The 15,160-nt window shown below is 48.8% G+C and carries 11 protein-coding genes and 1 pseudogene; 5 read left to right on the top strand and 7 right to left on the bottom strand.

The features are described from left to right. From C7R91_RS08700 to C7R91_RS29295, 7 genes and pseudogenes are all read right to left on the bottom strand, one after another. Positions 1 to 224, bottom strand: a pseudogene (locus C7R91_RS08700) (hypothetical protein); the annotation flags it as partial. Between the two features lie 55 nt (positions 225 to 279). Next, positions 280 to 897 (bottom strand): class D sortase, encoded by a 618-nt coding sequence (locus tag C7R91_RS08695; protein ID WP_047070109.1) that lies wholly within the window; start codon positions 895 to 897, stop codon positions 280 to 282. Between the two features lie 263 nt (positions 898 to 1,160). Continuing rightward, positions 1,161 to 1,793 carry a YHYH domain-containing protein gene (locus C7R91_RS08690; protein WP_047070107.1) on the bottom strand — a complete coding sequence of 211 codons (633 nt, stop codon included), beginning with the start codon at positions 1,791 to 1,793 and terminating at the stop codon, positions 1,161 to 1,163. Between the two features lie 10 nt (positions 1,794 to 1,803). Continuing rightward, a complete protein-coding gene (locus tag C7R91_RS08685; protein WP_047070106.1) occupies positions 1,804 to 2,436 on the bottom strand; it encodes a LysE family translocator in 633 nt (210 codons plus the stop codon). A 153-nt stretch (positions 2,437 to 2,589) separates the two neighbouring features. Continuing rightward, the gene (locus tag C7R91_RS08680; RefSeq protein WP_047070104.1) at positions 2,590 to 4,350 is read right to left on the bottom strand and encodes an SH3 domain-containing protein; all 1,761 of its coding nucleotides are present in this window, start codon (positions 4,348 to 4,350) and stop codon (positions 2,590 to 2,592) included. Positions 4,351 to 4,364: 14 nt separating this feature from the next. Beyond that, positions 4,365 to 5,300, bottom strand: coding sequence for a hypothetical protein (locus C7R91_RS08675; RefSeq protein WP_047070102.1), 936 nt, complete (start codon positions 5,298 to 5,300; stop codon positions 4,365 to 4,367). After that, positions 5,297 to 5,446 (bottom strand): hypothetical protein, encoded by a 150-nt coding sequence (locus C7R91_RS29295; protein WP_007724683.1) that lies wholly within the window; start codon positions 5,444 to 5,446, stop codon positions 5,297 to 5,299. The genes C7R91_RS08675 and C7R91_RS29295 overlap by 4 nt, the downstream gene beginning before the upstream one ends. A 197-nt stretch (positions 5,447 to 5,643) precedes the next feature. Here C7R91_RS29295 and C7R91_RS08670 point away from each other — a divergent pair, with 197 nt between their 5' ends. The 5 genes from C7R91_RS08670 to C7R91_RS08650 are packed head-to-tail and all read left to right on the top strand — an operon-like array spanning position 5,644 to position 15,150. After that, complete coding sequence (locus C7R91_RS08670; protein WP_047070100.1) at positions 5,644 to 7,437, top strand: vWA domain-containing protein; 1,794 nt, start codon at positions 5,644 to 5,646, stop codon at positions 7,435 to 7,437. A 13-nt stretch (positions 7,438 to 7,450) separates the two neighbouring features. Next, positions 7,451 to 10,840 carry a tubulin-like doman-containing protein gene (locus C7R91_RS08665; RefSeq protein WP_047070099.1) on the top strand — a complete coding sequence of 1,130 codons (3,390 nt, stop codon included), beginning with the start codon at positions 7,451 to 7,453 and terminating at the stop codon, positions 10,838 to 10,840. A 34-nt stretch (positions 10,841 to 10,874) separates the two neighbouring features. Further along, positions 10,875 to 13,223, top strand: a complete 2,349-nt coding sequence (locus C7R91_RS08660) for a hypothetical protein (protein WP_047070097.1) — start codon at positions 10,875 to 10,877, stop codon at positions 13,221 to 13,223. Beyond that, complete coding sequence (locus tag C7R91_RS08655; protein ID WP_047070095.1) at positions 13,220 to 14,497, top strand: vWA domain-containing protein; 1,278 nt, start codon at positions 13,220 to 13,222, stop codon at positions 14,495 to 14,497. Before C7R91_RS08660 ends, C7R91_RS08655 begins: the two co-directional genes overlap by 4 nt. Positions 14,498 to 14,514: 17 nt before the next feature. Further along, complete coding sequence (locus C7R91_RS08650) at positions 14,515 to 15,150, top strand: hypothetical protein (RefSeq protein WP_047070094.1); 636 nt, start codon at positions 14,515 to 14,517, stop codon at positions 15,148 to 15,150. The last annotated feature ends 10 nt before the right edge of the window (positions 15,151 to 15,160 follow it).

Raw genomic sequence — 15,160 nt, 5'->3', positions numbered from 1 at the left:
CCCGGATCGGTAGGAGTCTCTGTACCCGGATCGGTAGGAGTCTCTGTACCCGGATCGGTAGGAGTCCCAGTACCCGGATCAGTAGGGTTGCCTGTGCCCGGCTCCCCACTAGTCTCAACGACAACCTCACCTTGTGTTTGGGCATACGTGGTTGTCGTGAAACCGAAAAAGTTTTGGATGATGAGCAAAAGTGCCACCACAACGATCCAAGATTTCCTTTGCATATGCTCCTCCTGTACTAAATAAAAACTAGCTCATTCCGTCTTTCAGTAGGAAGTGTTAGGGCTGAGATGAAGTCGTTTGTTTCCATTCCGCTTGAACGATCAGTCTGTCCTTCGGATCTTTTGCTCCAACAGGGGTGCATGTGACTAAGGTGATCAATGGCTTCTTTTGATCCTCTAGAACTTCTACTTGTGTACGATCTACGACAAAGGCTTTCACGACAACGAATTGGTAGGTTGCCGTTTTCGTCTTGATCTCAATCTCATCGTTAGGTGTTAGTTCGTCCAAGCGATTGAATTGCTTGCCGTGAGTAATCCCGCGATGACCTGCCAGTCCAACATTGTTTACGCCGAATTCCTTGTCTGGCTCGATCAGGCCAACACCTTTACTCAAGGCATGCTTGTCCGCGCCTTCAAAAATCATCATTTCCAGATCAATTTTGGGAATCCGAATCACGCCTCTGGCACCTTCCAACATAGCGAGCGGCTCTTGTATCTTCGGAGCTGGTGGGTCCTCTGATGCAGCTGTTTCTATTTGCTCGCTGACGTTGCTCAGTTGTTCGAACGCTTCGATGAGCTGTTCTTGCTTTTGTGCAGATACCGCCGTTTCCCATTGAGGATAGAAAAGGAGGAATAAGCCTGCCAAAATAAACCCAGCACTTAACAGCACTCGCACATTCTTCAACTCCCTTTTTGCACCGTTAACTCAATTCATCTTTCCCCCCTTGTCCTAATTTTTAGTTATGCTAAATTTTTTCAGTAAGGGCATTCTTCGTTGTACAAATCCTGCTAGTCGAGAACAACAGATTCACCCGCTGTTCCAATTGTGAAAAAATGCCTAGAGATATCATAATCTTTCGATCTAAACAATTTCTGAACATGAAAAAAGCCAGAGGAGAAAGACTCTCCTGCCTGGCTTTTTCGGTCTTCATTCTATGGTTAATAGGCGACGCTTTTCGAAACAAATCCAACTAAAACCTTCCCATTTGCATCGATGGTGGAGCCGTAATACCAATCTCCACGTTCACCGACTATTTGAACAAGTGCATCTCTGACAGCGTAGCCTCTGCCTGGACTTTCTATAGAAGGGGTTGAGAAGAAGTAGCCTTTCTCTCCTTGAATTTTGACAGTCTTAGGAGTAATTGGTGTATAAGAGGTAACCACTGTTTTGGAAACGTAACCTTGATCCATGGAGATAAATTCCGGCTGTGTACCGGATGCTTTGATTTCAAAACCATACCATAGGGTTGCAGTAACGACTGAGTCAAGGGATGGAGCAGAATAAACGTTAGCATTGTCTACAGCTACAATTGTTTTCGATGGTAGTATTTTAGGTTGTGTATGTGGGGCCGCTGCTTTTGGCGAGGCCGGTTTTTTCACTTGGCTGTTGGAAGAACCACCGCCACCGTTGTGATAGTGATATTCTCCATATTGTAATCCCCATTTTTCGCAGTTTGTTCTACAGGTGTGTCCACCATTTGCATCTGTTCTGCCTGGATGCGCTTCAATCATTTGAATAGGTAAAAAAGCAAAGCAAAGAATGAGTGCAAGTACAGAAATAATCTTTTTCATAGACAACCTCCTATGGATTCGCTTTCGCCCTTAACAGATTCAACCCCATCCCGATAAAAACAATCCCCGTCAGCTTGTTGAGAATGACAGAGAACTTCTGATTATTGCGCAATTTTTGCGTAGCGAAGGAAGCAAACAGGGCGAGGAGGCTACACCAGATGCCACCTGTAACGGTAAAGGTAAGACCAAGAATCAGGAAAGGGAGTGGTCCGGCTTCGGTCGCGCTAACAAATTGCGGGAGGAAGGCGATGAAAAACAGGGCGACCTTTGGATTTGTGACACTTGTCAGGATCGCTTGCAGATAGACCTTTTCGCCCTTTGGCTTCTTGGAATCGGCTGCGTCAAAAGCTGGTGATTCCTTCGTCATGAGCATGCGAATGCCTAAATAAACGAGATAGGCGACCCCCAATATTTTGACGATGTTAAAAAGCACGATGGATTGAGCCAAAATGAGCGACAAGCCGAAAGCAGCCAAGAGCGTGTGAATGAGTGAGCCTGTCAAAATGCCGAGAACTGAAAGAATACCTGCCTGTTTTCCTTGCGAAATGCTGCGGGTGATGATGTACATTGTGTCTGAGCCGGGTATCAGGTTCAGCATGATCGCAGTCATCAGAAATGCTTCATAATGAACGATTCCAAACATCTCTTCTCACTCCTCATCTGTCTATAAAATAAATATAAATTATAGAATAGTCTGATACCTAGCGCAATGCGAAAAAATAAGGAAAAGCTCCTGACGCAGATCAAGGAAGGTGTACCATGATCGCGAGGGGGAGCTCCTCATTCAGCATACTGATTAAGGCGTTGATGCGGTAGCGCGTATCCAGCCTTCTTTTCCATTCGACACAATCTGGTACCAGCCATTTAGATCTGCAATGACTTGGAAGGAACCATCTGCTACCTGACCGATCTTCTCATATTCTTCACCGGGACCTGCAAAAACATCGATTTTTTGAGTGGCAGGGGGAGTTTGATCCGTCGCTTCTGTTGAGCCGTCAGCAGGGAAGGTCGCTTCTTCTGACCGAGTTCCCTCGGTCGTTTCTTCGGAGCTCTCATCCAAATCAGCCAGCTTTTCGATGTAAGCCAAGCCATTGTCCTCGAGCTTGAACAAAGCGATTTCGTTTTCCCCTTTTCCTGCCGCATTTTTCATGATCACATGCTCGGAGTCCTCTACGCTTAGTTCATCAGCCTCAACCGAAAAGCGCTTATCGAGTGACTCTTTTGTCAAATTCGGAGAGAGTGCCGTGTAGGCGTTAGCACGCTCCTTGCCGGATGCACTCACGATAATCACAGGCTTTTCTTTACTTCCGAGAGTATCGTCGATCTTAGCCTTTGCCGATTTCATGTCTACATCGAGCGACTGTTCCAAATAGAGGATCGAGTCATTTGGCATTTTCGCTGCGAAATAAAGACGTTGATCTGCCTCAGAGAGTCCAAATGCGTAAAGCTTTGCTCCCCAGCGATCTGTGCCAGAGAGCATGTCGGTGAACGTTCTGTCTGGATATCTCAATTGTAATAAGCGTGCTGGATCGTATTCCAACCAGAGCTTTTCCAGATCGGACAGGAGTTTAGCCGTATCCTGGAGCGGATTCAACTGTTCGTACAATTCACGTGCTTTGGTGAACTCGAACGATTTGATGTATTGTTCTGCCTGCTTGAGCTTACCCTCCAGATAGCGGGTGATCGAATCAAGGACAGGTGAATCACTGGACAGCACATCCTGGATTTTGCGATAGGCGGCTGCCATGTCAACGAAGGCACTCAAATCCTTCGAACGAATGACTTCCTTGATTTCAGCTAGCGCATACTTTTCCAGCTGATTCACTAACCAATCAGTTTCGATACCCAGTTTTTCGTAATGGCGTATGCTTGTAGCCGTTTTGGTGATGATGTCTTCAAAAGGAGCGGAAGCGATCAGCGCACGCAGCTTTGTCTTTTCATAGTTCTGGAACAAGGCCGAGAGCTCAGCCTGCTTCTTCTTTTTTCCACCGTAGTATTCATCTGGAATGGCAAGGAGTGTTTCAATGAAAGATTCGTCCTGATAGTTTTCCTTTTCGAGATTCGATTGTGCCTGAGCCTTGGCTGTTTGCAAGGCATTCAAGTAATAATCGGAAAAGCTCTTATCCATACCCAAGCGAGCCGACAATTGCTGGAAAAACATAGCTGGTACGTCCTTTTGATTCTGGTATTGCTGTTTGACTGCTTGGTATTGTTCATAGATTGCACCGATCTCTGCGACCTTTTTCTCCGAGATGGCCGAACGCGAGTACTGGTGAAGCCCCTCGAGCTCAGTACGGATAGCTGTCAGTTGGAGCATGGTGGAATTCCATTCGTCATCCCCGTAGGACAGGACAGCCATATCATGCGCGCGAGAAAAGGTTTCCTCGGCTTGCAGCAGGTTCTTTTGCTCATAAAACGCCTTTGCCTGTTTATACAACGTAATCTGCTTGTACCCGAATCCGAGCTTGAATAGAACAGCGATCAAGCCCAAGGCAAAGAGTCCGAGAAAAATATTACGGACCCAGAGGGACCTATGATAGGGGGAAATAGGCAGCATAAAAGGCTCCTCCTTCACAGTATGCCTTTGAAATCCGGGTCAAACGCGTAATGCGTATCCACCCTGTTTTTGGTAGAATGATATAGTTGTTCCCAACCTTCATTCTTATGGGTTTGTACCATTTTTGCCAATCGAAGAAGGCGCTCGCGAGGCAAAAAATCGATAAATTCGATAATCAGATCCTGATACTCGTCCACATAAGACTTCATGCGGAGCGCTGCACCTGCCACTTGACCGATGAGCTGATCCCCGTTTTCCAGCAACAATATTTGATTTTTATAACGTCTAACATAGGTAAGTACAGATTTTTTGACGAGCGAAGGCTGGACCTTGATGACCTCGCGCACATATTCCATGAAGTCCTTGTCGTACATAGACGGGATGAGCGTTTCGAGCTCCAGCTCCATGTCTTTGCGCAGGACGTAATGATTGAGGAACATGATCTTGCGTATCTTGATCGTATCGGAATCGATGAAATGCCCGATCTCTCTCGTTTTTTCATAAGCTTCCTTGAGATGTCCTTCTTTGACGTCGTTGCCCACTTCCTCCAAATGACGGAGTAGTGACTTCTTGAGCGTCTCCATTTCCCGCGTTAAAAAGTGTTGAAATTGTACGTCTCTTTCATAGATGCCGTATTTTTTCTGCATCACGAAAAACAGGATGAACAACACACAGCCAATACCTCCTGCGAGAGCTAATTGCAGAAGAGTCTTTGCAGAAAGGACAGCAAGACAGACGAACAAGCCCAAGAGCAAAAAGCGCGTCTGCACATTGCGGCGTGTCACCGCATGGGAAACCTGGCGGATCGGTGTGTAGGCTCTCCCGCAGGTCTCACAATGCGTCTCCCACAGGACATGGTACGTATGGCATCGTGTGCACGCTTGAATTCTTTCATACGTATGAGTGGTTTTACGGGTTTTGCGAAATTGGACGCCGATTCGCTTTCTCATGGTGAATCCCTCTTCTCATTCAGTAAGGCATGAAGATGCTGGTCGATTTCGGCGTTGGAGAGATTGCGCCGTTTCAGTCGCAGCAGCTTGAGGAATCGGACCGCTAGCAGCAAAAAAGCCGCAAACAACAGAAAGTAAGTTAACATAAAATTTCTCCTAACGAAGTTGTCGAAATCTGTAACAAAGAATCATGTCGTATCGTATTACGAGTAAGGGGCAATCATTCTAGTACTTTTTTATCATCTGTCTTCTACTTCTTGAATCTAGTGGTAATAGTGTCATAGTCTTACTTTCTTTGCAACACCTCACAAATTCTTTGTAACGAACAAGAAAAGGAGCTCTTATGCAAATAATACGATTCCGAATGTTATGTCGATACGTAGCATGTCTTGCCCTGCTCTTGGTCAGTGTCCTCTCCGTCACTCACTCAGGCTTTGCGCAAACGAGCGGAAACAATATGGACGCTGTCCTGGTCGTGGACGTAAGCAACTCCATGACCCAAAGCGATAAGAACAAAGTCAGCAACGAAGCGATGAAAATGTTCGTCGACATGACGTCGATCCAAGCGAACAAGATCGGTGTCGTCGCTTATACCGACAAGATCGAGCGAGAAAAAGCACTGCTTGAGATTAATTCCGAAGAAGACAAGAACGATGTCAAAGCCTTCATCGACAGTCTGCAAAAAGGAGCCTACACCGATATCGCTGTCGGGGTAACGGAAGCAGTAAAGATCCTTGATGCGGGACGCAATCCAAACAATGCGCCGATCATCGTGCTGCTGGCGGATGGAAACAACTATTTGAACAAAGCATCAAGCCGTACCCAAGCGCAGTCTGATCAAGAGCTGCAGCAAGCTGTGAAAGAGGCCAAAGACAAGGGCTACCCGATTTACACGATTGGTTTGAACGCAGACGGTCAGCTTAACCGCACGACACTACAGCAGCTTGCTGCGGAGACAAATGGTAAATTTTTTGAAACGAGCACAGCGGACAAGCTCCCGCAAATATTGAGCGAAATCTTTGCGAATCATCTGAAGTTGAAGGTTGTCCCGGTTAAAAGCTTCGTCGCAAACGGTCAAGCTCAAGAGATTCCGATCCCAATCCCGAATGGCAGTGTCATGGAAGCCAACATCTCGATCATGTCGCAAAAAGCAGTGGAAGTGAAGCTGTATGACCCAGCAGGCAAGGAAGTACAAATCCCTTCCAACCAGGTCAGACTGTCGAAGTCCAATGCGTACACGATGATCAAGCTGGTCAAGCCACAGCAGGGCGATTGGAAGCTACAGGTAAAAGGTGCCCCGAAGGAAAAAATCGATATTAACCTCATCTTCAACTACGATCTGCAATTGGAGATGGAGCCAGTTACAGCCAAGAGCTTCAAAGCTGGCGATGTCGTGCCGATCAAGGCTGCACTTGTTTCAAACGGACAGAAGGTAGCGAGTCCTGATCTGTACAAGCAAATGAAGGCGACGCTGATCGTCAATGACAAGACGGACAAGAAGACGAATGAGGTCGTCCTGAACAATACGGGCAACGGGTTCGAAGGCAGCTTTACAATCCCGGCTGACCATACGTATGAAATAAAAATCAAGGCAGAAGACACCAGCTTTTACCGGGAGACGAAGCCACTCCTTGTAGATGCTGCCAAAACAGCAGGTTCTGGAGCGAGCAAGCCGAGCACAACCACTGATCCTGCGGCAGAATCGAAACCATTTCCATGGCTGACCGTAGTAGGAGGTACCGTGGTTCTCATCCTGTTGATCGGTGCAGGCTTGTACGCACTGTCGATCTATCGCAAGGCGAACAAGGGCTTCGCTGGACAAATCGCCATCGAGATCGTGGATGAGGACACAGGTGAAAAGTCTAACCCGCAGTACAAGAAACTGAACGCGTTCAAAGGAAAAGTGAAGCTGCACCAGCTCTTGCAGCTCGCCCCTGAGTTTGCGGAGACAGAGAAGGTCATCTTTTTACCAGGGAAAAACGATACGCTGATCATCGAAAACCGTTCGAGCTGCCGAATCGAAAAGGCAGGACGTGTACTCGATGCAAGCAAAGGAAAAGAGCTGAAGAAAAACGATCGCATCAAGATTTCGTTAACGAACGTGAACAAGTCCTTATATGTAGATTACATCGTCTAGGAGTGAGTCGATTATGAAAGCAGTTGTGAGAGAACACATTCAACAATTGGACGTATCCCTCGGCGGAGGAATCGTCAGTGACAAGATTCGCGTAGATACAATCGATAACCCGATGCTCGTCATCGGTCTTGGCGGTACAGGGATTGATGCGCTTTTGCGCCTGAAATACCAAGTGAACAGACGCTTCAAGCTTCCGGTAGACCAGCTTTCCAAGAAGCGCAAGGAAAAGCCGGACAATATTGAGTTCATTGCGTTTGAAACGAATGAGCATGACCGCAACAAAAAGTACAAGGGCATTGGACTTGATCCAGTGACGGAGTTCGTACTCCTGTCCAACCCTGAGATCGGCGGTGTGTTGCAGAATCGCAGCATTCTGGAGCCGTACATCACCGATTGGCTCTCGCCAGAGCTGACAATTACGGACGGAATCAGCGGGGCGTCAGGTGTACGCCAGGCAGGTCGACTTCTTCTCTTTACGAAAATTACGCAAGTCGTCCAAACGATTGAGAAAAAGATCAAGATGCTGTGCGAGGGCACCAACAAAAAGCTGACTGTATTCCTCTTGAGCGGTTTGTCCGGGGGAACAGGGAGTGGTTGCTTCCTCGACATCGCCTATATCGTACGAGGCATTTTGGAGCGCGACTTCGGCAGTGCGGGGGTAGACAAGGTGAATACGCTGGGCTACCTGTTCACGCCTGACGTCAACCTGTCGAACAAGAGTCTCAGCTCGCACACACGCGACTACATCATGAAAAACGGTTATGCGGCCTTAAAAGAGCTGGACTACTGGATGAATGCGGATGAGCGCAACGAGCGTTTCCGTCAGCAATACGGCAACGTGCTCACCGTGCAATCGCCAATGCCGCCATTCAACCTGTGCCATTTGATTTCTGCGACCAATCTGGAAGGCAAAGCATTGGAAAACGCCTACGATTACTGCATGAACGTGACGGCGGAGAACATTACGAACTTCATGGCGAGCGAAGAAAAGCGCTCGGGTGAAGAGTTTGCCATCCACGACTATATCAGCAACATCCGTACGAACATCAACCAGATGCCAAAAGCGTACGCAGCCAACTACCAGTACAACGTCATCGGTGCTTCCTCTGCTGTCTTGCCGATCGAAGAAATGACAACGTACTTGGCATATCGCTTGTTTAAAAAGATGGAAAAAATGTTCACAGTAGCCCCAACGCAAGAGGATGCGGAGAAATTCGCCCGCAAGCTCGGAATCGACATCGACTCGATTTCCCGCAAGTTCGAGGAGCGCGTTCCTGAACCGTTGCCAGGCTATGAAAACAGCGAGCGTCTGAACTATAGCAACGTGATCACTCAGCAAGTCGTGAGCATCGACCACGAGCTGGAGCAAGGCTATCTCGCCAAAGCACGCGAAGCGTACATCAAGTCCAAAAAGCAGATGCCAGGCGACATGATCTCTGTTTTTGGCGAAATGATCACGCGTGTATTCCTGCACCCGCAGCAAGGACCATTCTATGCGTCCCGTCTGATTCATTCGGACAAAGGCTATTGCCTGATGAAAATGATCCTCTCCTACATAGAGAGCCTCAAGGCGAATTTGGAGAGCTACCCGCCTGAAATCGAGGGCGCTCGCGAAAACGCGAATGAAAAGCTGGGCGATGCCCGCAGTGCTTTCATCTCCAAGGAGAAGAAGAAAAACAGCTACATCGAAGCGAAGATCAACGAATACCAGCTCCTGGCTGATCAGGAAAAGCTGGAGCAAATGATCGAATTCTACGAAGAGCTGCACCGTTTGTTGAATGCAGAAAACAATCGCATTTATAACGTATTTACTGAGATTTTGAACGCACTCAACCAAATTTTCGAGCAAAACGGAGACATCCTGATCAACGGCGGCGAAGAGAGCGACCGCACTGGCAACAAGACATACTACTGGAACATCGTCAGTGTGCCGGATATCTCCAAAGTCGTCAGCAACATTCTGGACCAAAAAGATGCGGATGACCTGATCCGCGATTTCACCAGCGAGCTGCTGCGACACTCCGATCAGTGGGTCAAAGAGCAGGAGCTGGATATCGTCAGCTCAATTTCCGATTTCCTCTCGGAGAAGTTCGGTGAGGTGATCACCAAGTCGATGGAAGAATTCCTCGTGATCAAATACGGTCAGGACGAGACACTCGATCGCATCGTAGAGCGCAAGATTGCGAGCAAGCTGGATGAAGAGGCGATTCCGGTCTTCCATCTGAGCAACAATCTCGGCAATATGCACTTCCCTTCCTGGGGCTTTGTATCCGTGCCGCTGAAAGCACCATCGATCTTGAAGGGGATTAAAAACTATCAAAATACAGCGATTAGCGGATCGCGCTTTACCGTCAAAGAAAGCGAAGTCAAAAACCGCATCTTCTGGCTGAATACGAAAAACGGTGTTCCGCTGTTCGCTTACACACCGTTGAAGGTCTACGAGGAGAGCTACGAACGTACAATTCTGGACAGAGAGGGTATCGGACGCCACCTCGTTCAAACGGAAAAGAACAACTGGGCGTACCTCCCATCCCCTATTCCGGAAAAATCGTGGGGAGATACGTACCAAAACGGGCGGATCAAAGCGTACAACGCCAAAGTACGCGAACTGTTTGACCGTGCGATGCGCTACGGAGTCATCCGCGAAAAAGGCAGCGACAGCAAGACCAGCAACCGCTATGAATCCATCGTGACAAAGCCGTTCTCACTGGCTACGTTCCTTGCTAAGCACCAAGCGCAAGGAGACGCGACCAAGCTGAGCCCTGGCGAAATCAAGCGAGCATTGGTTGAGCTCAAAGGCTTCATGAAAGATGGTCTGGAGCAAGAATTTACACGTGATGTGTTCGGCAGTATCAATGAAGAGATGGCAAAAGAAAACCTGATTCGCTATCCAGAGCAGATTCGCCTGATTGAACAAGAAGTGCGCAAATACGAAGAAATCGAGGCCAAAATCCAGGAGCTGGAGCAGATCGTAGGTGCCATCAAGGACGAAGAAGAGCTGGTGACCCGATTCATCGAAGCCCTTTACACAGGAACGATTTGCAAGCGCGGTGCGCTGTACGTCTACGACAAGGATGAGGAAGAAGATGCGTGGGAGCCATTCATCAACCTGATGAAGGTCAACAAGCACGTCGAATTCGCTATCTATGAAAAATTCCGCGCATTGGATCACAAGAGCATGGCAACCATCCAGCGCAAGGCTGCAAAACGCAGTGACGCGATGACTTCAGCAGAGGATACGCAGCAGCTGCTGGCAAAACTCGATGAAATCGCAACTGCTTTCCAAGAAACGAAAAACGATCTGGAATACGACCGCGACGAATACGTGAACGGTGAAGAGCTGTTCCAGTTCTACAAAAAGGTTTGGTCAAAGGTAAACGATATGCGCAAGACGCTGCAATAAACAATCACGATCGTTTAATAACCGAGGAGGACGCATGAGGGATTTGATTGGAGAGTTCGCGACCCAATACGTTACGGAATTGGAAAGACAACTGGATAGCGGAAACGGACAGCGAAGCATTCAAAACCCCGTGCTCTTCCTTTTTCTCGGGGATAAGAGCGTAGAGGCATTGCAAGCTGTTCGTGCCCACAACGAGCGCAATTGGCAAAATAGTCACGGTGTTCTTTATGTCCATGCGTATCAGGACAAAACGTGGGAGCATCCGCAAGTAATCGGCTGCCGCTTGCCGCAGGCAGATGACGACAAGAAAAAGATGCGTACTTCAATACACGAGCGTTTTTTACTCGATGAAGCTGTCACCATGGAACTGAACAAGGTAATGAAGCTGGCAAGCGTGCGGGTAGCGGAAATGGGCAAGTTGTTCACTGCTTTTCAGCAAGTCAATATTGCCGTCGTGGCAAGGGCAGATGACCCTGCCACGATTCTTTTGCCAGAGCTGACGCTGCTACTCAAGGGCTACCTCAATGAGCTGTTTAAAAACGTATCAATCGATCTGTACGTCCTGCTCCAGGAAAAGAACAACGGGGAAGCATTCGGGTTCTCGACAGCGCTCTCGGTCAGCTTTTTGGAAGAGGTCAATCGCTATCAGCGGAGTGACTACAGCTATCGAGCGAATCTCTTGGTAACGGAGGATCTCGTGAAACTGCCTGTGGAGCATGTGAATGCACCGTTGTTTTCACTGGCGTACCTATTGAGTGACAAGACAGAGCATGGCTTGTTTATCGAAGGCGGCATGCAGGAAAATTACGAGCTGATCAGCAAGCTGGTGCTTTTGAACAACAAAAAGGTAGAGTCGGAATTCCATGAAAGCAGTGACGGCTATAACAAGCTGCAATTTATGCGCAGCATCACGGTGGATCACGGGCAGACCAAGTTTGCTTCTGCTGGTCTCTCCAAAGTGAAGCGACCGACTCATGCCATCGCGTTTACGGTGCTGTCCGCAGTATTTGACCGCTATTGGGAGCGACTCCAGGACGGCGAGGTTTTGCCGAAAACAAAAGCGAGAGAAAAGCTCGGATTGACTGCGCATGATTTGCAACGAAAATTGGCTGCCATTCTTCCGGATGATCACATCTTGGAGGAAATGAAGGGTCTCATGACCTCTGGCATCAGCTACAGCGAGCTTTGCAGTATGAATATGCGCGAAGCGGAGCTGGCTTTGTTTGACGGCAGCAGCCAAGCCTTTTTTGAGGAGAATGTCGTTTCCGGGGCGCGTAAACGTCTGGAGCACATGCTGTCTCAGGAGTCCTTGGCTGATTTGATTCAGAAAGCAGTCATCGAGGATGAAAGGCTTGGGCTGTATGCGGCTTACTATCTCACAGCCGAACACGCCAATGGAGCAAACCTGCTGGATGAGCTGCGTACAGGCATTCGCGAGACATCGCGACAGGTTGAACAGATTAAAGCCGAGCTGGTCGATCTCTACCAAGAGAGGGTGGATCGGCAGGACATTCGCGTAGGAGGTTTTTTCACGCGGGATAAGGAGCGTGTGCGGACCTTCATTCGCCATTTGCTGGACGCCGTTTATGGCAAAAAGCTGGAGCTGCTCGATTGGGAGATGATGCTCTCCATCCTTGTGAGCTATGAGAAACAGGCAGAGCAGATTCACCGGCAGTTAGGTGAGCAAGTCGAGCAGTTGGAAGCCTTGCATAAGCAACTTCGGGAAATCGCCCAGACGAGCGTTCGAGAAGCTACTGATTACTTGGGCAAAAACGTGGACGAATATTACGAATCGGTCGTCCATGAAACGATCCGGTCATTGGAAGCTTCACGCGGCAGTGATTTTTACATGGAACAACGGTATATTGGCAGCGGCGCTCTGCTCAGCGGGAATCGACTCGCCGGACTCGTGGAGAGGCTGTGTCAGTTTTGCCGGAACGAGATTCTCACCCGTGCGCCATTTGCTTTATCTTTTGAGGCGGAGTTGCTGGCGCGTGCCAACGTCGGGGCTGCTTACGATAACCGAACCGTGCTGACGAAAGAGGATTTGTTCCTCGATCTGGCATTGGTGCTGGAAGAGCGGGCAGCGGTTCACATCGAAGTGTTCCATTTCTTGCAAAAGCATCGTTATGAGGAGAAGTACTTGTTTGCCGATATTCACAACGACTTCGTCCAGTATGCGCTGCACAAGGATGAGAGCACACGAACCTACAAGCTGGGCTGCATCCACGAGGAACAAAAAAGCGGGATAGAAAAAATGAACCTGATGGGTGGATTCGGCATGGAAGAGTTGATGTTTTACCGCAATAACAAGAAATACCATGCTTCCTATGAGGACAGCGGGTTTGTCTTTCGCCGCGTGGGAGGAGATGAGTCGTCATGAGTCAGAGAAGGGTAAGCTTACTCATGCTAGTGTGTAGTCTGGTAGGTGGCGTGATCGGATTTTTGGTCGGGGAAGTCATGCTAGGCAAGCTGTCCGGAGAAATACCGCAATGGTTGTTAATGGGACTTTATTTTGGTCAATATGCTTTTTTCGTAGGATTGATGTGCCTCATTGCGGAAATGATCTCGCCACGACTGAATGGAGTTGGCTGGAAGCAGCGCTATCTGGGCTTTTCCTGGAAAATGCTTGTGCCCAGCACGTTTTTGATGGTGGGCGCAGTGGCGCTCTTGCTTCAGCTGCTGTACGGTTCATCATTTCAACAGGCCAGCGGAGCCAACAATATTATCATGGTTCTGGATACTTCAGGCAGCATGCAGTCGTCTGACCCGGATAACCAATTGTTCAAAGCAGCAGCCGACATGGTGCAGCGCATGGACAATGACATGAACATAGCAGTGGTTACGTTTCACGATCAAACGAATGTGCTGCAACCCCTCACCGAGCTGAATAGCCAGGCCGCGAAGGATGAGGTTGTGAAGAAGCTGCTCCAATATCCGCGAACGGATGGAGGCACCCGGATCGACCTGGCACTGCAAGCGGGGCTGGACCAGCTGCAAGCCAATCAAATGGCGAACAGTACGGTCGTGCTGATGTCAGACGGCTATAGTGATCTGGATGTCCCTGCCGCACTGGCGCCCTACAAGCAAAACCAAGTGATTGTCCATACGGTAGGCATGAGCCAAATCGATGCAGACGGAACGGCGCTGCTTCAAAAGATCGCTGCTGAGACTGGCGGCAGCTACTTCAATGTTGAACACGCTGATCAAATGACAGGAATCTTTGGTCAGATTTACGATATGAGCCGAACAGACCGCAATATTGTTTCCGAGCGGACAGGAGCGACAGAAGATAGCATGTTTTACGCCATTACCCGTGTGGTCAGTGTTCTGATCATTGGTGCTTTGCTCGGTTTAGCGCTGGGTCTGATTTTTGACAATCGCCATCTGGCCAAAAGCTTCACGATTGGCGGGGCGGTATCAGGACTGTTAGCTGGACTCGTTTTGGAAATGGGTCTGTCGTCGATCGACTTGCTCGATATGGTGGTACGTTTGCTGGCGTGTTCCTTGCTCGCCGTCATCCTGACATTGTTCACTCTCTTTGTGCCAGCTTCCACGAGTGGCGGAGCGTCTTTTGCAAAGCGCAGACTGAACACCAGACAAAGCCCCCGTGCTTTGGACGCCGGGAACCAGAGCAGCAAGCGGTTTGATCTGTAAAGGGAGCATGATGAATCATGATTAATCGGGAGGAAACAACAGAAACCTTCATCAAGGACGTCACCTGCCAGCATCAAGGGAGCGAATATGTGCTCAATTGGCATTGGGCGCAGGATATTCCGTGCGTGTACGTGCACAAGTCGCAATTTGGCGCCCCTTTTGACGTAAACGAGCTGGATGATCGTCAGTTCAAGCTGTATACCCGAGAGGAATACAAAGTCCACAAAGGGCTGCGGGAAAAAACAGACGGCATCGGCAGGTACACATACCGCATTTTTCCTTGCCGATTGGAAAATGGCAAGCCGATTCTGCTCATGCCAGACGGGGATGCCCATGTGATCCACGTCAGCACAGGAAAGGCCAAAATCTACTACTCGTTTAAACGGGGCGGAAGCTGGTTCAGCAAGCATCAATCGTTGCAGATTCGCATTTTTTCAGAGATTCCGATCGCGCGGGACGTACTCTGCTACGTAAAAAAAGAAGGCTCTCCTCCCGCCCACAAGGATGATGGTACCCGATACAATTTCATTCGTGATCTCGAGCCCGGTGTCAATCTGATGCCGGAGATCGAGGTCAGGAAAAAAGACGTCGTCCGCCTGTTTTTTACGGATGGGAAAAAATACGGAGAAATGTACGAACTGATTCCTGAATAGGAGGGGATGC

The organism is Brevibacillus formosus (genome assembly GCF_003013405.1).
Classification (GTDB): Bacteria; Bacillota; Bacilli; order Brevibacillales; family Brevibacillaceae; genus Brevibacillus; species Brevibacillus formosus.
Note: the sequence above shows the minus strand (reverse complement) of the source record. Positions and strands in the feature narration are given on the sequence as shown.

Coding starts and splice junctions, on each gene's coding strand:
- C7R91_RS08670 (WP_047070100.1), top strand. CDS start 5,644: ATGCAAATAATACGATTCCGAATGTTATGTCGATACGTAGCATGTCTT.
- C7R91_RS08680 (WP_047070104.1), bottom strand. CDS start 4,350: ATGCTGCCTATTTCCCCCTATCATAGGTCCCTCTGGGTCCGTAATATT.
- C7R91_RS08660 (WP_047070097.1), top strand. CDS start 10,875: ATGAGGGATTTGATTGGAGAGTTCGCGACCCAATACGTTACGGAATTG.
- C7R91_RS08690 (WP_047070107.1), bottom strand. CDS start 1,793: ATGAAAAAGATTATTTCTGTACTTGCACTCATTCTTTGCTTTGCTTTT.
- C7R91_RS29295 (WP_007724683.1), bottom strand. CDS start 5,446: ATGTTAACTTACTTTCTGTTGTTTGCGGCTTTTTTGCTGCTAGCGGTC.
- C7R91_RS08650 (WP_047070094.1), top strand. CDS start 14,515: ATGATTAATCGGGAGGAAACAACAGAAACCTTCATCAAGGACGTCACC.
- C7R91_RS08655 (WP_047070095.1), top strand. CDS start 13,220: ATGAGTCAGAGAAGGGTAAGCTTACTCATGCTAGTGTGTAGTCTGGTA.
- C7R91_RS08675 (WP_047070102.1), bottom strand. CDS start 5,300: ATGAGAAAGCGAATCGGCGTCCAATTTCGCAAAACCCGTAAAACCACT.
- C7R91_RS08685 (WP_047070106.1), bottom strand. CDS start 2,436: ATGTTTGGAATCGTTCATTATGAAGCATTTCTGATGACTGCGATCATG.
- C7R91_RS08665 (WP_047070099.1), top strand. CDS start 7,451: ATGAAAGCAGTTGTGAGAGAACACATTCAACAATTGGACGTATCCCTC.